Source organism: Lysinibacillus sp. EB106-09-02-XG168 (assembly GCF_058791475.1).
In genome coordinates this window covers 4,395,987-4,414,599 of sequence record NZ_JBYTDN010000003.1, presented here as the reverse complement: position 1 = coordinate 4,414,599, position 18,613 = coordinate 4,395,987, and the positions used below count along the sequence as shown (strand labels likewise).

Annotated in this window: 18 protein-coding genes; 12 read left to right on the top strand and 6 right to left on the bottom strand. The window is 35.5% G+C overall.

Features of this window, described 5'->3' with window-relative positions; genetic code table 11:
• The first annotated feature begins 1 nt into the window (after position 1).
• Positions 2–316, top strand: coding sequence for an antibiotic biosynthesis monooxygenase family protein (locus AC3WSO_RS22335; RefSeq protein ID WP_079562489.1), 315 nt, complete (start codon positions 2–4; stop codon positions 314–316).
• Positions 317–595: 279 nt separating this feature from the next.
• Here AC3WSO_RS22335 and AC3WSO_RS22330 read toward each other — a convergent pair whose 3' ends face one another.
• Entirely contained in the window at positions 596–1,207 is a 612-nt protein-coding gene (locus AC3WSO_RS22330) for a hypothetical protein (RefSeq protein WP_492533733.1), read from the bottom strand.
• 510 nt (positions 1,208–1,717) lie between these two features.
• Here AC3WSO_RS22330 and AC3WSO_RS22325 point away from each other — a divergent pair.
• From AC3WSO_RS22325 to AC3WSO_RS22295, 7 genes are all read left to right on the top strand, one after another.
• Positions 1,718–2,620: a polyprenyl synthetase family protein gene (locus AC3WSO_RS22325; protein WP_492533731.1), complete on the top strand. Its 903-nt coding sequence runs from the start codon at positions 1,718–1,720 to the stop codon at positions 2,618–2,620.
• A 12-nt stretch (positions 2,621–2,632) separates the two neighbouring features.
• Positions 2,633–2,791: a competence pheromone ComX gene (gene comX, locus AC3WSO_RS22320; protein ID WP_492533729.1), complete on the top strand. Its 159-nt coding sequence runs from the start codon at positions 2,633–2,635 to the stop codon at positions 2,789–2,791.
• A 47-nt stretch (positions 2,792–2,838) separates the two neighbouring features.
• Positions 2,839–5,082 carry a sensor histidine kinase gene (locus tag AC3WSO_RS22315; RefSeq protein WP_492534461.1) on the top strand — a complete coding sequence of 748 codons (2,244 nt, stop codon included), beginning with the start codon at positions 2,839–2,841 and terminating at the stop codon, positions 5,080–5,082.
• Positions 5,066–5,680, top strand: coding sequence for a response regulator transcription factor (locus tag AC3WSO_RS22310; protein ID WP_240518319.1), 615 nt, complete (start codon positions 5,066–5,068; stop codon positions 5,678–5,680). The genes AC3WSO_RS22315 and AC3WSO_RS22310 overlap by 17 nt, the downstream gene beginning before the upstream one ends.
• 431 nt (positions 5,681–6,111) lie before the next feature.
• Complete coding sequence (locus AC3WSO_RS22305) at positions 6,112–7,011, top strand: hypothetical protein (RefSeq protein ID WP_492533727.1); 900 nt, start codon at positions 6,112–6,114, stop codon at positions 7,009–7,011.
• Between the two features lie 29 nt (positions 7,012–7,040).
• A complete protein-coding gene (locus AC3WSO_RS22300) occupies positions 7,041–7,169 on the top strand; it encodes a hypothetical protein (RefSeq protein WP_492534482.1) in 129 nt (42 codons plus the stop codon).
• A gap of 478 nt (positions 7,170–7,647) precedes the next feature.
• Complete coding sequence (locus AC3WSO_RS22295) at positions 7,648–8,259, top strand: phosphatase PAP2 family protein (protein ID WP_492533726.1); 612 nt, start codon at positions 7,648–7,650, stop codon at positions 8,257–8,259.
• A gap of 356 nt (positions 8,260–8,615) precedes the next feature.
• On the opposite strand, the gene AC3WSO_RS22290 is transcribed toward AC3WSO_RS22295, so the two are convergent.
• From AC3WSO_RS22290 to thrC, 3 genes are read right to left on the bottom strand one after another with little or no spacing between them, the layout of a single operon-like run.
• The gene (locus tag AC3WSO_RS22290; protein WP_492533725.1) at positions 8,616–9,299 is read right to left on the bottom strand and encodes an MtnX-like HAD-IB family phosphatase; all 684 of its coding nucleotides are present in this window, start codon (positions 9,297–9,299) and stop codon (positions 8,616–8,618) included.
• Positions 9,300–9,328: 29 nt separating this feature from the next.
• Complete coding sequence (gene thrB / locus AC3WSO_RS22285) at positions 9,329–10,243, bottom strand: homoserine kinase (RefSeq protein ID WP_492533723.1); 915 nt, start codon at positions 10,241–10,243, stop codon at positions 9,329–9,331.
• Positions 10,240–11,292, bottom strand: coding sequence for a threonine synthase (gene thrC / locus AC3WSO_RS22280; protein WP_492533721.1), 1,053 nt, complete (start codon positions 11,290–11,292; stop codon positions 10,240–10,242). The genes thrB and thrC overlap by 4 nt, the downstream gene beginning before the upstream one ends.
• A 205-nt stretch (positions 11,293–11,497) precedes the next feature.
• Between thrC and AC3WSO_RS22275 the strand changes: the two genes are divergently transcribed.
• Both AC3WSO_RS22275 and AC3WSO_RS22270 read left to right on the top strand, forming a co-directional pair.
• Positions 11,498–12,727: an MFS transporter gene (locus AC3WSO_RS22275; protein WP_492533719.1), complete on the top strand. Its 1,230-nt coding sequence runs from the start codon at positions 11,498–11,500 to the stop codon at positions 12,725–12,727.
• 309 nt (positions 12,728–13,036) lie between these two features.
• Positions 13,037–13,903, top strand: a complete 867-nt coding sequence (locus AC3WSO_RS22270) for a MurR/RpiR family transcriptional regulator (RefSeq protein WP_492533718.1) — start codon at positions 13,037–13,039, stop codon at positions 13,901–13,903.
• Between the two features lie 67 nt (positions 13,904–13,970).
• Here the strand turns inward: AC3WSO_RS22270 and AC3WSO_RS22265 are convergent, their stop codons facing one another.
• On the bottom strand, positions 13,971–14,771 hold the full coding sequence (locus tag AC3WSO_RS22265; RefSeq protein ID WP_492533716.1) for a GNAT family N-acetyltransferase: 801 nt from the start codon (positions 14,769–14,771) through the stop codon (positions 13,971–13,973).
• 456 nt (positions 14,772–15,227) lie between these two features.
• Between AC3WSO_RS22265 and AC3WSO_RS22260 the strand changes: the two genes are divergently transcribed.
• Positions 15,228–16,154: a manganese-dependent inorganic pyrophosphatase gene (locus AC3WSO_RS22260; protein ID WP_492533715.1), complete on the top strand. Its 927-nt coding sequence runs from the start codon at positions 15,228–15,230 to the stop codon at positions 16,152–16,154.
• 120 nt (positions 16,155–16,274) lie between these two features.
• On the opposite strand, the gene AC3WSO_RS22255 is transcribed toward AC3WSO_RS22260, so the two are convergent.
• Positions 16,275–17,654, bottom strand: coding sequence for an FAD-dependent oxidoreductase (locus AC3WSO_RS22255; RefSeq protein ID WP_492533713.1), 1,380 nt, complete (start codon positions 17,652–17,654; stop codon positions 16,275–16,277).
• A gap of 126 nt (positions 17,655–17,780) precedes the next feature.
• Here AC3WSO_RS22255 and AC3WSO_RS22250 point away from each other — a divergent pair, with 126 nt between their 5' ends.
• Positions 17,781–18,488 carry a DsbA family oxidoreductase gene (locus AC3WSO_RS22250; RefSeq protein WP_492533712.1) on the top strand — a complete coding sequence of 236 codons (708 nt, stop codon included), beginning with the start codon at positions 17,781–17,783 and terminating at the stop codon, positions 18,486–18,488.
• Positions 18,489–18,613 lie beyond the last annotated feature (125 nt).

The window sequence follows — 18,613 nt, the reverse complement described above, 5'->3', positions numbered from 1 at the left end:
TATGTTTGTACAAATTAAACGTATTGTCGTTACGGAAGGGAATTCCGATAAAGTAGTTGAACGTTTTGGTGCTAAAAAAGATGGTCCAACATTACTTGAACAACAGCCAGGCTTTATTGATAAGCAAGTACTTTTGAAAAAAGTACGACGTGGTGATGAAGAAGTGTTAATTGTGGTTCGTTGGGAATCAGAAGAAGCATGGAAAAATTGGGAGAAGAGCCCGGAACATATTGCTGGTCATAAAGCAAATGCTGGTAAACCGAAGCCTGATCACATCATCGAAAGTGGACAAGAAGTTTATTATGTAAAAGGTTAATAATTTAAAGGTGTCTCAAAGTTCATTTGAGGCACCTTTTTTTATACGAATACGTACTGTCTCGTAGAAATAAAACAATATCTAGACAAAGTGATAGAGTGCAAAGGAAAGAATGGCTAGAGAGACTGAAAGAAGTTATGGTTATAGAAATATATGATAATTGGTAGATGAGAAAAATTAAGCGATGAATAGAACCATTGAAATGACACATAGAGTTATTAGGAAGAAGGGAGGCACAAATTTTAAAACCGTGCCATACCCAAAAAACGGTTTTACTTCTTAATGCTTAATGGATGCTTTATTCCATGCGTGAAATGCTGTCGTAAAATTAAAAGAAATACCATTGTCACTAATGGAGATCTCGGTAAAATGTTTGGGTCCCCAATTAGCTTCCTTTACAGGAGAATTATATTTCTCTAAAGAGGACATTTCTATTTCTGAATTATATGGATAAACAGGTAAGCCGACAGCATTTCTAAAAGTGCTAGAGCAATTGCCTCTAGCATTTATAATACAAAAGCTTGGTACCGTATAGATTATAGGTGTATGTATGTTTAATCCAGAGGTAAATGTACTTACTAAAGGTGTTATAGACTGACTTTCTTCAGATACTCTTATAATTCCATATTGCTTAATAAAAGCGTCTAGCTTTTGCTGAAAAGTATCCTCAAATCCAGGAATATTGCAAATAAAATTTGAAAATGTAGTTTTGTTTTTATACTCTGCTAATGTTTCTTTATAAGCCTGTTGCTCTGCATCAACAATTATTTGCTCTATACATTGCTGTTCTTTCGATGGTTTTTTAATGATGATTTCCTCTTCAGACACAGAAATTGTACAGGAGAATTTAGCTGTAAGTATTAAAACGTTTTCATTTACGTCATTTTTCATTTAAATCACTCCCTGTGTTTCGAGTATTTCTTTGTTAATACATTTAGACGATTCCTATCTGTCCATCACGATAACGTAAGAGATTTTTATTCCGAATGCACTTCAATGTAACTTTAATTCTAAGAAGTCTCCTAGCCTACTCTTCAGTACATGGTATATGGTCTCAGTTCTCTTTCTAATATTTTGCGGTGAGCCCTTTAACTTGATTAAATCAAAATTGTACAGGGACAGAATGCAAATGATCTCATCCTATTTAAGCGTATCATCGATAAGGGCGCCATTTCAATGGTGGGTTTACGCCAAAAAATGGCGGTCAATGATATAACACCGCCACATATTATCCTATTTCTTAATAAAAAAAATGGCGTGCTTATTACAAATACCGCCACTTTTTGGCGGTATTTTCTCAATGTTATAATGTAAAATATTACCTTATAATTCTGGAGTCTAGTATTATTTCCCATTAATCTGTATACTATTTAATAACATACTTAAGGGAGGAGAGGACTATTGCAGGAGCTTGACGTACAAATTAATGAAGCATTGGATATTCTAATTGAAAACGAGTTATTGATTGGTCATGAACTACGGTCGATGCTAACAGTTTTTAAGGAAGAAAAAAAGGAAGTTGGCTATTCATTTGGTAAGCTATGTTATCTGCATTATGATGCATTTACAGATTGTTTTAACGAGGACATCTATAAAGTTGCTGCAGCTATTGAACTTTTAATTTTATCTTTTGATATCATCGATGACTTGCAGGACAAGGATTCTGATTACAGTTGGACTAAAACACCTGAACTATCATTAAATGTTGCTTTAGCTATGCTAGTGATGGTTTCTAGAACTATACGTGAGACTTCCTTTGAACACAAAAGCGCAGCTATTCAAATACTTGATGATTATGCATTACGAAGTATAAATGGTCAGCAACTAGATTTACTTAATACTTGTAGCGATGAGCAATCATATTTAAAAATGATTGAACAAAAGTCAGGTTCTTTAACAGCAATGGGTTGCTTAATTGGTGAAGTACTTGCAAAAGGTGAGACATCTTCTGATGTTGAGGAGTATGGGAAATACATAGGTATTATCCAACAAATTAAAAATGATGTTCAAAGTTTAAAAGTTTGGGGACCTAAAAATGATTTGCTAAATAAAAGATACTCACTGCCTATTATTTATCTTATATCACAGGAAAACGATGTTTCGAAATCTGTTATAGACTATTATAATGAAGATATAGACGCATTTTTGGATAATAACGCTACAGAAAACGAGTTGACAAATGGTGGCGCAATACGTTATGCAATTACTATGAAAAATGTTTACAAGTTTAAAGCATTAGATAATCTTGAAAATGTGGCTATAAACGAATTAGGTAAAGACTACTTAAAAAAGCTAATGAAATGAGGAGTTATATGCATGATGAATGTAATTCAATATCTAGAAAATAACCCAGAACTAGTTTCTCTATTAAAAGCACAAAAAGCTTCATTAATTGGAGTTTCATCTATGGAACAAAAAGCAATTCTAGATGCGTTTAATAGTGAAGTAGAGTTGGAAAGTGGATCGTGGTTATAAAATCGTTGAGTAGCAAGTTAGTTTGGCCTGCTATAATGCTCTATTTAATGATTGGTTCTTATCTGATATATGTGGGTTATAGCAGGCCATTATTAGAGATTGAGATAGAAAAAGAGAATGGCGAGTGGGGAGTAACGCAACCTTACTACAAAGAATGGACGGGATGGAGAAATATTTCACCATCTGATGTTATTTTAAGCGTAGATGATGTGCCGCTAGATCATCTACATCAGTTGAAATATAAATCTATGATAGTAACTGCTGATAAAATAACCATAATGAAGCCAAATGGAGAAATAAAAGATATACATATTAACCATTCAGATATCCCTCATCAGTTTTACTATTTATTACTATTTCCGGTTTGTTATTATTTATTAACTCTATTCATTACTATATATCTGCATTTTAATCAAAAAAGTATAAAGCTTACTAACTTACTTATTTTTTTTATGTTAACTGTTTCCTTGGCTTATGTAAGCAGCGGAGTATCTAGTAGAGTGAATGGAATTGGGATAATTGTAAATCGTAGTAGTATGGTATTGTGTTTAGCTATATTATTACATTTTTTAAGAGATTATTATTCATTTGTAAAAATAAATTGGCTGTTTACGAACAATATCAAATACTTCTATATATTCCCTGTAATTGCTTTTTCACTGGGCTGCATTTGCACTTTCTATCCTGCATATTACATTTTACTTTCTGAAGTAGTGTTAGTCCTTTTCTTCATTCTCCTGATTATTATTCTTAGTATTTTATTACTAAGCTATTTCAAATATAAATCACCTCAGTTGAAAATATTGTTAAGTAGTATAATGATACCGTTTTTGCCATTTCTTTTTTTATATGCACTCCCTAAAATTTTTTTTGATACGTATTTTTTTTCAGGTGAAATCTGCTCTTTATTTTTATTACTTATTCCATTTAGCTTTATCTTTACACAGGTAGCAGAACGGTTATTTGATATTGAATACCATATTACAAGACTTCGCTATTATGGAATTTTTTCATTAATATTTACTTTATGGTTTATAGTTGGTTTGTATTGCATTGCAAGGAAATATTTAACTATACCTGTAATAACAGGTGTTTCTCTCTTTACTTTTACATCGTTAGTTGTCCTTTTTTACATAAAAGAGAAGGTAGATTATCGAAAGCGAAAAATTTTATTTTCGACAAAAGGGGATTATATACACCAGCTATACACTGCTGTCGATAGGATTGGTAAAACGATCAAAATAAATGAGCTTCTAGAGAAGTTTGCACAAGAGGTTTCATTACATCTTGAGCTAGAGAATGTATTTGTATTAACTTATAACTATGACACAAATCAATTTACTTCAACAGTTGAGGGAATTTCAATTAATCCAGCGCTAATAGAGGATTTAAAATTAGGAGAAATACGGAGAATCGACAAAGTCTACTTAGCTTTCCTCCATCAAGATGCTCATTATAAAAGAGCCTTAGTATTGGAACATAAAAATTCGGTTCATTTAAAAGATGAAGAGCTTCTATGGCTTGAATTGCTTTTATTATATGTAAACAATTTTATTGAAAATACAAAGATGGTAGAAGAGCTGTTAGAGGAACTAAGGCATATGAGGCAAGCAGATGATAGTCAATTACCTTGGTTAAGCAAATTATTATGGTTAAGATTTGAAGAAGAAAAATATCAATTAGCTCAAGAATTACATGATACCAATTTGCAAGAGCAACTCCATATTGCACGAGAGGTTGATGTCCTAGTCAATGCGAAAGATACAACTGATATCCAGCAAAAACTTGAAAAAATTCATCAGCAGATGATTACGTCTTTACATGATTTAAGATCTTATTGTGAAAATTTAAAACCTCCATTATTGGATACATTAGGGCTAAATGCTGCGTTAGAAAAGTTAATTCGTAAAGTAATAGAAAGAGCTAGTTTTGAATTAATTTATACGATAGATCGCCTTTATTTAGAGGATGAGCGTATGAATTTAATGATTTATCGGCTATTTCAAGAATTACTCAACAATGCTTTAAAACATTCCTATGCTACAACAGTTGAAATACGTTTACAGGAAATGGACGATGGTTTTGAAATCATCTATAAGGATGATGGGGTAGGCTGTAATGTGGATGATATTATTGTCGGAGAGTCAATGGGAATTCAAGGTATGCAAGAGCGTGTAAAGGCCTTTAACGGGCATTTTTACATCGATTCACAGGTTAATGAAGGGATGTTTATTAGAATTACAGTAAAAGAAGGAAGTGATACACTTGATTACGATGCTTATAGTGGATGATCACCCTATTGTGTTAGAGGGAACGAAAAATTTATTTCAAGAAAATGAAGATATTATAGTTGATACAGAAAGTGATGCGACTCATGTCATACAGAGAATTAAAAACAAACCGTATGATATCTACTTAATTGATATAAATATGCCATTAGAGAATGGCATACATTTAGCACGTAACATTAAAGCTATCCAGTCAAATGCTTCAATTATTCTTTATACTGGTGATGATATTACTGATTATTATCCACTTATTTTAGAGCGGAAAATAGAAGGGATTTTAGCTAAAACGGCGTCTAAGGAGCAAATTTTACGAACTGTTCGAGCCATTGCAAATGGTGAAATTGTGTTACCTCAAAATTTCTTGGATTTTCTCGATAATAAATTTAAATTGCAGGATGCAAAACTTGATATACACTTAAATGAAAAAGAAAAGAAAATTTTAAGATTGATTGCAGAAGGACATACGAATAAAGCGATTGCTATAGAATTAAATATCCCTCAGCGAACAACTGAAAGATATTTAACGCAGCTATTTTCTTTATTAAATGTAGATTCACGGACAGACGCTGTGAATCTTGCAGAAAGAATGAATTTACTATAGATTGTCTATATGTTATAATCATTCCCTCTGGTAGATTTTTCAATAAAAAGGGAGAGTTTAGGTGGTTTTAAAATACTATAATTTTATTTAGTTAATTATACCTAAACTATAAGTCTAAATATCTGTTATTTTAGTGCAACACCGCCAAATTTTGGCGGTGTTTTTTGTGTCTCCGCCAAATCACGCCAAAAATCGGGACAAAGACCGCCAAAAAATTGGCGTAAATCCAACATTGAAATATCGGTGTAAGTACTGGTACGCTTAAGTTAATCGTGGTTAAGTAGATTTGTTATAGTAAGTAATACGATAATATAAGATTTCGGTAAAAGCCTAGTTATCTAAGAATAAAGTAGAGATTGTAGATTTTTTTAAAGTTACTAGCTAGTCAACATACTTCACTATAAAACTTTATATAAAGGTAGGCGTGTATTTTGAAAGTAGAACTTGAAAATTTATTTTCTATAGATGAATCTAGTCAAGATCAAGTCATTAAAGTTTATAATCGCTATGGTATTTTCGTCGGTGCGCCTGAAATAAGAAAGAGAAATTTAAAGGCATCATTTAATCCTATTTTTACATTAAATGATGATGTAACATACGAACATGTCGCGGCACTATATAAATCATTGGAACATGAATTAGGAATTGTTTCTATTGGGGAACGCTTTTACTTTGACTTTTCAGATAGCGAATATGAGCAAGCTTCATTGTTTACCTTAAATTCGACAGGTAACTCCCCTGATATGTTTATAGATGATAAAGGAACTTTATTTTCTATAAGCACCTATTGCCAGCATTGTGGACTTATGGAAAAAGAACAGCTTTCACCTTTAGTGATAGATACAACGGAAATGAAAGACCGTCATCTAGTTCATGTGAGCGGATATTGGGTAGCTTCACAGGAATTAGCGACATTAATGAAGCAAGAGGAGATTAAAGGTTTTGAACTTTTAGAGGTTATTCATCAAGGGCCGGAAGAAGGGAAGCGAAAAGCTTTTCAGATTATACCGACGCAAGTATTGCCTGAATCCAGCACTGAAAGAGTTAAATTGTATTTTGCGACAGAGCAGCCTCCTTGTCGTTGCGGATTAAGCGGGGTAATCAATGGTCCTGATATTTATCATCGCGAAGATTTAGCCAATATAAAAGATGATATATTCCTCTCGGCAGAATGGAGTCATGACGGAAGATATTTATACCGAAAAACTTTGTTCAGTAGAAAGTTTAGAGAACTAATTATTAAAAATAATATATCCCGTGAGGTAAGAGGAGAGAAGGATAAAAACTTTGGACCGAAGGATTGGTTATTCGATCCTGTGTTATTAAAATAATTCAAATCGAAAATGAGGAAGTGTATATTTTGTTTAGAAAAATAATACCTGTCGTTGCAATCTTATTTATCGTTGCATTAGCTATTTCAAATTATTTTAATAAAGCAGAGGGAAAATCCTTTGTCATACCACAAGAAAGAGGGAATATGGTAGGTTAGAAACCGAGCATTTAGGGGGAAGTTAATTATTTATATTGTACTGCCCTTTAATGCGGGATAAAGTGAAACTAAATCAGTGGGGAGGTTTATCCCACAGATTATTAGTCTTCACCAATCGGGCATTTAGGGGCAGTTAATTATTTATATTGTACTGCCCTTTAATGCGGGATAAAGTGAAACTAAATCAGTGAGGAGGTTTATCTCACAGATTATTAGTCTTCACCAATCGGGCATTTAGGGGCAGTTAATTATTTATATTGTACTGCCCTTTAATGCGGGATAAAGTGAAACTAAATCAGTGAGGAGGTTTATCTCACAGATTATTAGTCTTCACCAATCGGGCATTTAGGGGCAGTTAATTATTTATATTGTACTGCCCCTTAATGCGGGATAAAAAGCAAATTACCTTAAGCAAGCTTAAATATGATATGATGTGGAAAATATAATAGTAGCATATAGTCTTGAGGTGGAGTAATAAATGAAAAAATGGGCTTATCCTTTAGCGGTATTAACGCTCATTATCTTTTTTGTGTTACGAGGTACTTTTCAAAGTAAATTAATCAGTACTTTTGATACGAAAATGGCTGATTTATTTTTTGGTAACCGTTTTGTAGAATTTTTTCACTATATAGGAGAACCAGTATTTGTAGTATCTGTCGCTATCGTCTTAATAGTGTATTTAGCGTGGAAGGTGAAAAATAACCGAGGCATACTATTTGTTTTGTTAACAATCGCAGGTGGGAATGTACTTAATCAATTATTGAAAAAATGGATCCAACGACCAAGACCGGAGATTGAAGAACAATTAACATCCTTTAGCTTTCCATCTGGGCATTCTATGACCGGTATCTTGTATTTGTTTACAATCGCTTATGTTTTTTCGGAGAACAATAGCAGGGGACGTAAGACATTACTTTGGCTTGGGGCGGTTGTTTTAACTGTGCTTATTGGTTTTTCTCGAGTTGCCGGAGCCCGTCATTTTGCTTCAGATGTATTGGCCGGCTGGAGTATGGGGTATACGTGGTTTGTCATTTGTGTTTTTTGGTACGAACGTCGAAAGAGACTTTTTAAAGCGAAAAATAAATTATAAACCTGAAATGGGAGCCATCTAATTAAAGTTGGTTTCCTTTTTTTATGTAGAAATAAGGGCGTTACTTATGAATATACAGCCCTTATCTCTGGCTCATCACCAAAAGTTATGGATTACATTCGTTACAAATTATTCCATTTTGATTAGTTGATTTTCGTTACGACTGAGCGACTCCTTGGGGATTAGCAATAGAGGAACGACTAAAAGCATCACATCCTGTGACAACGCCTTCGTGACCAACATCGTATTGGCCAGAGACCCTGCAGCGCAGCGGGTGCGACAGCTACAAAGCGCCCAGTCGGAACAGAAATCAACCACACGTTATGGTGATGAGTTTTATTTTTATAATTTTTCAATTACATGGAAACAACCTTGTCTGCCTCCATAAGCTTTTTTACAACTTCTAAGCAATCATAGAATGTTTCAAAGGACTCATAAGAAAGATGAAGGTCTTTACAACGTTTAATAAGATGATCCCTAGCAAGTACTAAATCTGCCTGTTTTGCAGCCTCAAAATCAGAGAGTGAATCTCCAATCACGATTTTAAAATGATTGCTCTGTGCAACCTGTCGCATAACGCTTGGCTTGCAACAACCGCAGCCCTGTGTCTCAAATTTCGTACATTCTTCATCACAGCCGTTTGGAAAGACGAGTTTAATTTGCTGTCCGGAAAAATCGGCACTGTTACAAAATATACCGGAAAATGGACCATACTTTTTTAACATTGGCTCAATGAAAAAGTCTACACCTCCACTAACAATATAAAACGGAATATGCTTCTCTTGTGCAAAACGAACGAAATCACCAAAGCCCTTACGTATAATGGCTGTATCCAATAAATAGTGGATAACATCATCCTTTTGTTTAGTTGATAATAGCTCGAACATTGCTGAAACGCCATCTTTAAAGGTAATAGTTTGTTCCATCATTGCCGTAGCAATTTTCTCAGATTCCTCTGGAACGAATTGAGTCATTAGTGAGACGATATTATCTGTTTCTGTAATAGTACCATCAAAGTCACAAAAAATAATTGGTTTCAAAGCTACTTCTCCCTTCCAAGAAAAAACGTCTACTTTTGCAGTAGACGTTTAAACCTCACCTGTACACCATGTTCATCGGCTTTTGTTAAGATAATTTGATGCTCTGGAAATTTATTTTTCATAGCATTTACAAAATTTTGCTCAATAGCAGTAGGGATGATAGAAATCATTGTTGGTCCCGCCCCACTTAAAGCTGTTCCAAATGCCCCATTAGCTTTAGCGTATGCACGGATTTCTTTATATTGTGGGATTAATTGGGCACGGAAAGGTTCATGAAATAAATCAGCTTCCATATAACGACCGGCATGCTCATAATCACGAACCATTAATGAAGCTGCTAGCATATTTGCATTTGCTGAGGCTCTCACTGCGTATGCACGGTCAAACTGCTCTGGTAAGACAGAACGGGCTTCACTTGTTTTTAGTTCGACATCTGGTACATATACAACAAAGGAAGCTTCTATATCATTAACATGAAATGTATCAACAACTCCATTTTCATCCATGGAGGAAATTGTTAATCCTCCTAATACCGAGGCTGTTGCATTGTCTGGATGCCCTTCGATTTGTGAGGATAAATCGAGTTTATCCTGTACAGTTAAGCCTAGATCACATACTTGGTTAGCTAGTTCAATACCTGCAACGATGACAGCTGCACTACTTCCCAAACCGCGGGCTAATGGAAGTTCACTTGCGATTTCAACACGGCAGGCAGGTAGCTGCTTACTGTATTGATCTGCAATTTTTTTAGCAATCACGTATAGTAAGTGCTCTTCTAGCTCAAACTCTTTAGGACCATTATCATCGAGGTGGATAATTTCCCATTTATCCTGTAAAGACACGGTTAACTTTAAGTAAAGAGACAAGCCAAGCCCTATTGAATCAAAGCCAGAGCCTAGATTGGCAGTGCTGCCAGGAACTGAGATTTTCCATATGTTACTCATAGTACGCCCTCGATGTATTTTCGAATTTCTTCCTCATCATTTTTAAGTGAGACAACATCTACAGTCGAGATATTCATAGCAGTATCAGGATCTTTTAAGCCATTACCAGTGAAAATCGTAACAACTTTAGAGCCCTTCGCAATTTTGCCATTTTCAACTGATTTAATAACGCCTGCTAATGATGCAGCTGAACCTGGCTCAACGAAAATTCCTTCAGTGCCTGCAATTAATTTGTAAGCAGCTAAAATTTCTTCGTCTGTAACTGAGTCAATAATTCCACCTGACTCATCACGAGCTGCTTCTGCAAATTTCCAGCTTGCGGGATTACCGATACGAATAGCTGTTGCCACTGTCTCAGGGTTAGCAATAGGTTCACCGTTTACAATTGCTGCTGCACCTTCTGCTTCAAAACCGAACATCTTAGGTAAGCCAGAGCTTTTTACTGCATCATATTCTTTAAAGCCCTTCCAGTACGCAGTAATGTTACCTGCGTTACCAACAGGGATGCAAAGATAATCTGGAGCGGCTCCTAAAGCATCTACAATTTCAAATGATGCTGTTTTTTGCCCCTCGATGCGGTATGGATTCACAGAGTTTACGAGTGCCACTGGAGTTGTTTCACTTACTTGACGAACGATATTTAAAGCATCATCAAAATTACCGTCGATTTCGATAATTTTTGCACCATACATTGTCGCTTGGGCTAGCTTACCTAGGGCAACTTTCCCTTTAGGGATCACGACTATGGATTGAATTCCAGCACGTGTTGCATAAGCTGCCGCTGCAGCTGAAGTGTTACCTGTTGAAGCACAAATAACGCATTTGCTACCTTCTTCAATTGCTTTTGCAACGGCAAACACCATGCCACGGTCTTTAAATGAACCTGTTGGATTAGCACCTTCGATTTTTCCGTAAAGTTCAATGCCAAGTTTCTTAGATAGATTTACTAAATGTATAAGAGGCGTATTGCCTTCGTTTAAAGTTAGAGCAGGTGTACTTTCTGTTACGGGTAAAAATTGTTTATATTCCTCGATTAGGCCTTTCCACATAACGTTACGATCTCCTTTTGTTCTTATAGGAAGAACAGTTGTTTTTGTATAAAAGACATTTTAACGCAAATGGCCTTATGTTTTCAATAGAATTTGAGAAATTGTCGAAACAATTCGGTAATTTGAATTTTTGCTTGTCACTTTCTTGAAATAACTGTATAGTAAACTTGAGATGTAAAGTCAAGTGTAAAGACAGGTGGTTGAAATGACGACAAATACTGTAACAACAAATAAGATTCAACAATCTATTTCTCGTAATAAGCTTTTAGGGGTAGCAGGCGTTGGCTGGCTTTTCGATGCTATGGATGTAGGGATATTATCATTCGTTATTGCGGCGTTAGCAGTTGATTGGGGATTAACACCAAGTCAAGCAGGTTGGATAGGTAGCATCAATTCAATCGGGATGGCTGTAGGAGCTCTTATATTCGGCGTGCTTGCCGATAAAGTAGGACGTAAGCAAATTTTTATGTGGACGCTCGTTTTATTTTCGATTGCAAGTGGCTTATCGGCATTTACAACTACATTATTTGCTTTTATGGCACTACGCTTTTTAGTAGGCATGGGACTAGGGGGCGAATTGCCAGTCGCATCGACGCTAGTTTCTGAGAGTGTAGAAGCAAAAGAACGTGGTCGAGTAGTTGTTTTACTGGAAAGCTTCTGGGCAGCGGGGTGGTTGATCGCTGCACTGATTTCGTATTTTGTTATTCCAACATGGGGATGGCGTATAGCTTTATTGTTAACGGCAATTCCAGCAGTATATGCAATTTATCTTCGTTGGCACTTACCAGATTCCCCTCAATTTGTAGTAAAGGCAGAGTCTAAAAAACGCAGTGTTGTGCAAAATATTCAAGCAGTATGGTCGAAAAAATATGTACGCTCGACACTTATGTTATGGGTGTTATGGTTTACGGTTGTTTTCTCGTATTACGGAATGTTTTTATGGCTACCAAGTGTCATGGTTAGTAAAGGGTTCGATATGATTACGAGCTTTAAATATGTTCTCATTATGACGCTTGCACAGCTACCAGGTTATTTTACAGCTGCATGGTTTATAGAAAAATTTGGACGGAAGTTTGTACTTGTTTCCTATTTAATTGGTACAGCTGTAAGTGCTTTCATTTTTGGTAATGCCGAAACGATGGTAGTACTATTAACATCAGGAATGTTTTTATCGTTCTTTAACTTAGGAGCATGGGGTGCACTCTATGCTTATACACCAGAGCAGTATCCAGCAATTATTCGTGGAACAGGTGCAGGAATGGCAGCAGCGGTTGGGCGTATCGGTGGTATTTTTGGCCCTTTGTTAGTAGGATTTTTATTAACGGCAGGCTATGAGATCGGCTTCATCTTTGCGATTTTCTGCGGAGCGATTATTATCGGAGTTGTTGGGGTAATTTTCTTAGGACAAGAAACAAAACAAATGGAATTAGATTAAAAAAATCATGTCTTGGATGGGCGATTGTCTAATCCAAGACATTTTTTATAATTTTATTACATAAAAATTAAGGAATATTAATTTTTATCCAAATATTTTTAAAAATCTGTTAGAATCAATTCATCGAAAAACTTAAGGATAGAACAATTTTATGAAACTATCACATTAGCAAGTTAAAGTATTAAAGTTTTTTCAGAAAAGTCATTGTATTCAGATTGTAATCATGATACTGTATTTTTAACCGAATTTAGAGTCAGTAAGAAACAATCTCCATTCGTGATAATTTCATTGAAAGAAAGGTTGTTAGAAATGAGTATTAATGAAGAAATAGAAAGTAGATTTGTTAGGCTGTCGAAGGGACAGCGTAAAGTTGCACAATTTGTTATGAATAACCCTACAGTTGTGATTAGTAATGGAGCAGCAGAAGTAGGGAGACAGGCTAATGTTAGTGAATCGACAGTGATTCGTTTTTGTTATGCGATGGATTTATCGGGTTATGTAGAGCTTCAAGACAAAATTAGAAGCTACTTAATGAATCAAAATGGTCATGAGAGTCTTCAACTTACATATCCATCAACAAAGATTAATATTTCGAGTTTTGGTAAGGTCATGCAACGTGATATACAAAATATTCAAGATACGATTCATTTGATAAATGATCATATGCTCCAAAAAAGTTCTAAATGGATGCACGAAGCAGAGAACGTTTATATTTTAGGTACTCGTCAAGCTGCGTCCATTGCAAACTGGTTAGCGTATACAATGAAAACGTTACGTCCAAACGTGAAACAGCTTCGCTCAGAATCTGATGATCTTGTACAGCAAATTAACAGTATGAGTGATCAAACGATATTAATTGTTTTTTCATGGGACAAGCATTCAAACGACATTCAAACGATTGTAGAAATTGCTAAGAAGAAAAAGGCGAGAATTATCGCCATTACTGGTTCTGCGTTTTCTTCTATTCGGGAATATGCAAGTGCATTATTTACAATTGGTCTGAAAAAGCAATCTTCATTGGACATTATTCCAGTATTGTTCTCTTTTTTACATGCGCTAATTGAGGAAATGGTCAGTCAGGACAAGGCACAATATGAGAAATATCAGCAATCCTATGAACAAGTAGAAAATAATTTGTTATTTTTAGATGCAGTAAGAGAAAAGCAAGTTTTCTAATCATTTTACAACGCTACACATAAAAAAAGATGTCCAAATAAGTTTTAGACATCCTTGAAAAAGAAGCTTATAAAATTTTGCTTAAACTATATTCGTTAATAAAGGTATCATTTAATTTAATGGCATTTTGTCGGATGCCTTCTTGCTGAAAACCTAATTTTTTGAGCAAATTTAAAGCACATTCATTATGCTCCATAACAGATACTTCTAAGCGTGAAATATCTCGTTGTATAGACCAACGTTCTACTGCTTCCATCAGCGCTGAGCCGATACCTTGTCGCTGATGCTCCTCCTTAACAGCTAGATGAACTGTTGCAACATGTTTAGCTTTAGAATGTTTATATCCATGAATAACGGCATAGCCAGCAAAAATGCCATTTACTATACAACATAAAATCGTACGGTTCTTCAATTGTTTCCAATAGACCAAATCTTTTCGAAGTTGTTGAACTGTAAGGTCTAATTCATTTTCCATATTATACATGAAGTCAGTTTGTTGGAAAATTTCTTCTTGCAAATGAATAAATGATCGGGCGTCAGATGCTTCAATTGCTCGAATTATGTATGCAGGTGGGTTATCGTCATTTGTAGAAACATTACTCGTAGTCTTCATTTGTGTACGCGAGAAAGTTACACTAGTACCGAGCTTAACATCCATGACATAATAGCCTGCATTTGTCCATGACAAATAGTGAGAGAGAGGGGGCTTTGTTTTTTTCCACCAGCTCCTATTTAAGTAAGCTGCATTTGGCAAGGCTTGTCCCATAATATTTTCTAGTTCGCTAAATGATAAAGTAATTTCTTGTTGTAAAGCTACTTCAAAATAATTTGCTAAAGGAATATACTTTTTTTCCATCTTCTTTGTCATCGTGATCCCCATTTCCTGTATATCCTAAAAAATCTAGACTACCTGATGATAGCATAAAATTACGTTTTCATAAATATAAAAACACAACTATATATCTATTTATAGTAAATAATTTTTATAAACTATGTATTTTTATTATTAAATGTTATAAATAGGATGTTATTAACAGATAAATATATTATATTTAATTATAATCTATAAATGTTATAAAAAGGGATTTTTTTATCTCCCTGTGCTTTCCAGATCGTCATACTTTTAGTCTTCTTCCTGACCTAAAAAAGCCGTATAGGAAAAGTAAGTAATACATGATAATATGAATATCCTAAAACGGGGGATTTTGGATGTATATTGGTAGTAGATCCTTTATAGATAAACTTTCACTTTATAACATGTTTGTTCATAAGGTATGATAAAATAAACTATAAATGTTATTGCCATTTAGGAGGAATTAATTTAATGAGTAAAGTTTTAGTTTTTGGTCATAAAAATCCAGATACAGACACAATTACTTCTGCTATTGTATATGCATATTTAAAACAGCAAATTGGTGTTGATGCTGAAGCTGTACGCCTTGGTGAAGTAAATAATGAAACACAATTTGCTTTAGATAAATTTGGCTTTGAGGCACCTCGATTAGTTTCATCAGTAGCTGGAGAAGTAGAGAAAGTAATCCTTGTAGACCACAATGAATTCCAACAATCTGCTGACGGAATTGAAGAAGTACAAATTACAGAAGTGATTGATCATCATCGTATTGCAAACTTCCAAACAGCTGACCCACTATACTACCGAGCTGAACCTGTAGGTTGTACTGCTACGATTTTAAATAAAATCTTCAAAGAACATGGCGTAGCAGTTCCTGCAAACATTGCTGGTTTAATGCTTTCGGCCATCGTTTCTGATACATTATTATTCAAATCTCCAACTTGCACTGAGCAAGATGTACAAGCTGGTGAAGAGCTAGCGAAAATTGCAGGTGTTGATGCCGCTGAATATGGATTAGCAATGCTTAAAGCAGGTGCTGATCTTTCAGATAAATCATTAGAAGATCTTTTATCATTAGATGCGAAAGAATTCCAATTCGGTGAATATAAATCTGTAGTAGCCCAAGTAAATGCTGTCGACATTAACGATGTACTTGGACGCCAAGAGGAATTAGAAAATTTATTAAATAAAAATGTAGCGGAAAATGGTTTAGATTTATTCTTCTTTGTTGTAACGGATATTTTAAACAATGATTCAACTGCTGTTGCAATTGGACAAGTAGCAGAGGCTGCAGCAAAAGGATTTGGCGCAGAGCTTGTGAATAATCGCGTTCTTTTACCGGGTGTTGTATCTCGTAAAAAACAAATCGTTCCAGTTTTAACTGATGCATTGAAATAACGGAAAAGAGGTTGCCTCGAAATAGGCAACCTCTTTTTTATTGTTAAGGAAATTATAGGAATACTTTTGCTGTGGGCTCTCCATAGCTTCCAGATATTAACGAGCGGTTTAGCGCATTTGTTAATCTAGCTTTAAAGGGTGCACAGCAGGACCTTCAAGAACTTCCCCTTTGGCATTGAAGCGAGAGCCGTGACAAGGGCAATCCCAAGTTTCATCGGCTTCATTCCATTTTGTTTTACAACCTAAATGCGTACAAGTTGGTGTATTCGCACGTTTCACATAACCTGTTACGAATTCTTTGGCTACAAAACCTCCTACCTTTAGCATCTGCATAAATTGAGCACCAAATTTCGTACGTGTTGGTGCATAAAGAGGAATGGCACCATCTTCATTCCCAGCACCTGTTATTAAGGAGGACAGTAGATCTCCGGCTACAAAAGAATTGGAAATTCCCCATTTTCGATAGCCAGTTGCAATGAAAACATTAGGCAAGGAAGGTGTAATCCTGCCAACATACGGGACCATATCAGGTGTTTCGATGTCCTGTGCAGACCAGCGATAGATAGGATCTTGATCGAAGTGAGCCTTCATTTCATTTTGAATAGCCTCATAATAGGGCTGGGTATTGGTTGTTTCACCTGCAATATGATTAGCGCCACCTAATACTAAATAATGCTCACCATTAATGGTAGCTGTTCGAATAGAGCGTGTAGGATTATCTACGCACAAGTATTGACCTTGCAGTGTATCAGTAATTTTACCAGCAACCATATAGGAGCGACTGTTAGAAAGTTTGAAAAGATGTAGTCCTCTAAAGGCTTCGATTGGATAGTGTGAGCATAAAATAAGCTTGTTGTATTGAACCGACATGTCATTTGCGGTATGTAAGCTATTTTGTGGTATGTTTAATTGTTGAACACGGGTATTTGTATAGATTTTTGCGCCCATTGATAATGCTTCTTTTACAAGGAAATTACACACTTCTACAGGATGAATTTGTGCTTGCTGGGACATGCTAAGTGCTTTTGTAATTGGAAAGGGAAGCTCTGTGTCAGTAGTGATTTTCGCCTTAATATTTAATACTTTATAGGCATTCCATTCTTTTAATAATTGGGCATAGCCTTCTTTTGTTTGGCAATAAAGCAATGAATCTACTTGTTGAATACTTTCTTTAGGGAGTAACTGTAATGCTTTTTCTACAGCTATTTGATTGAGCTGATAATAAAGCCGCGCCTCATCTACAGAAAGTTTTTCAATAAGGTTGGCATAAACTAAGCTATGCTGTGCAGTTAATTTTCCTGTTGAATGACCAGTCGTACCATGACCGATATGGGAATTTGCCTCAAGTAAGACTACATCTACACCTGATTTTGCTAAGACATATGCTGTATATAGTCCCGTCAAGCCTCCGCCAATAATACATACATCACAAGTTGTTGACGCAGGAAGAGATGGTAGGGAGACGGGATTAATTGTTCCGAGCCAAAGAGATTGTGTCATACATAACCCTCACATTGTTTTTACGTTCAGTATGTAGATTGATTTGAGAAATTATGCAATGAAGCATAAAAATTGCCTTGTAATCATTACTATCGCTACAATGTAGCAAAAGGAGCGTGACTAACTATGAAAATTGAAATCTGGTCAGATTATGTATGTCCGTTTTGTTATATTGGCAAAAAGCAACTAGAGCAAGCAATTGAGGAAACAGGTTTTGCAGGGCAAGTAGAGCTCGTTTATAAAAGCTATCAACTTGACCCAACAACACCTGTGGATACAAATGTGTCTACGTATGAAGCATTGGCGAAAAAGTATGGGATGTCGCTAGAAAAAGCGAAAGAAATGACGCAAGGTGTTGCTGCTCGTGCAAAAGAAGTCGGCCTAGATTATAATTTTGATCATTCAATGGAAGAAAATACTTTAAAAGCACATCGACTAGTGAAATGGGCAGAACAACAAGGGGATGTTTCAGCGCTTGTCGAAGCACTATTATACAATTATTTTATTGAAGCAAAGCGAATTGGTCAGGATGATGTATTAATCGATATTGCCGAGCAAGTAGGTTTAAATCGTGAAGAAGTTGCAAAGGTTCTTGTTAACGATGATTTTAAAACAGAGGTAGAGGCTGATATACAAGAAGGGCTACAACTAGGCGTACGAGGGGTACCGTTCTTTGTATTAAATCGTAAGTACGGTATTTCTGGAGCACAACCTCAAGAAGTATTTGAAGAAACTTTACGTAAAGTTGCCGAGGAAGAAGGCTTACAACCACAATTAAAGATGGCAGGCTCTGAAGACGGTGGAGTCTGTACGGACGATAGTTGTAAATTTTAAGTTTGTTGTTGAAAGGTTAAGAAAATAACAGGACCTGATCACTTTGGGGCAGGAAGCCGATCTGACACGAACCTCAAAAAGTTTGGTTCCCATACAGAATACTCTCGAAACACGGAAAAGCTCTG

Bases quoted from the DNA above. Each gene is read 5' to 3' on its own strand.
- AC3WSO_RS22335 (WP_079562489.1), top strand. From the start codon at position 2: ATGTTTGTACAAATTAAACGTATTGTCGTTACGGAAGGGAATTCCGAT.
- AC3WSO_RS22330 (WP_492533733.1), bottom strand. From the start codon at position 1,207: ATGAAAAATGACGTAAATGAAAACGTTTTAATACTTACAGCTAAATTC.
- comX (WP_492533729.1), top strand. From the start codon at position 2,633: ATGATGAATGTAATTCAATATCTAGAAAATAACCCAGAACTAGTTTCT.
- AC3WSO_RS22315 (WP_492534461.1), top strand. From the start codon at position 2,839: ATGATTGGTTCTTATCTGATATATGTGGGTTATAGCAGGCCATTATTA.
- AC3WSO_RS22310 (WP_240518319.1), top strand. From the start codon at position 5,066: ATGCTTATAGTGGATGATCACCCTATTGTGTTAGAGGGAACGAAAAAT.
- AC3WSO_RS22295 (WP_492533726.1), top strand. From the start codon at position 7,648: ATGAAAAAATGGGCTTATCCTTTAGCGGTATTAACGCTCATTATCTTT.
- thrB (WP_492533723.1), bottom strand. From the start codon at position 10,243: ATGAGTAACATATGGAAAATCTCAGTTCCTGGCAGCACTGCCAATCTA.
- thrC (WP_492533721.1), bottom strand. From the start codon at position 11,292: ATGTGGAAAGGCCTAATCGAGGAATATAAACAATTTTTACCCGTAACA.
- AC3WSO_RS22275 (WP_492533719.1), top strand. From the start codon at position 11,498: ATGACGACAAATACTGTAACAACAAATAAGATTCAACAATCTATTTCT.
- AC3WSO_RS22270 (WP_492533718.1), top strand. From the start codon at position 13,037: ATGAGTATTAATGAAGAAATAGAAAGTAGATTTGTTAGGCTGTCGAAG.
- AC3WSO_RS22265 (WP_492533716.1), bottom strand. From the start codon at position 14,771: ATGACAAAGAAGATGGAAAAAAAGTATATTCCTTTAGCAAATTATTTT.
- AC3WSO_RS22260 (WP_492533715.1), top strand. From the start codon at position 15,228: ATGAGTAAAGTTTTAGTTTTTGGTCATAAAAATCCAGATACAGACACA.
- AC3WSO_RS22255 (WP_492533713.1), bottom strand. From the start codon at position 17,654: ATGACACAATCTCTTTGGCTCGGAACAATTAATCCCGTCTCCCTACCA.
- AC3WSO_RS22250 (WP_492533712.1), top strand. From the start codon at position 17,781: ATGAAAATTGAAATCTGGTCAGATTATGTATGTCCGTTTTGTTATATT.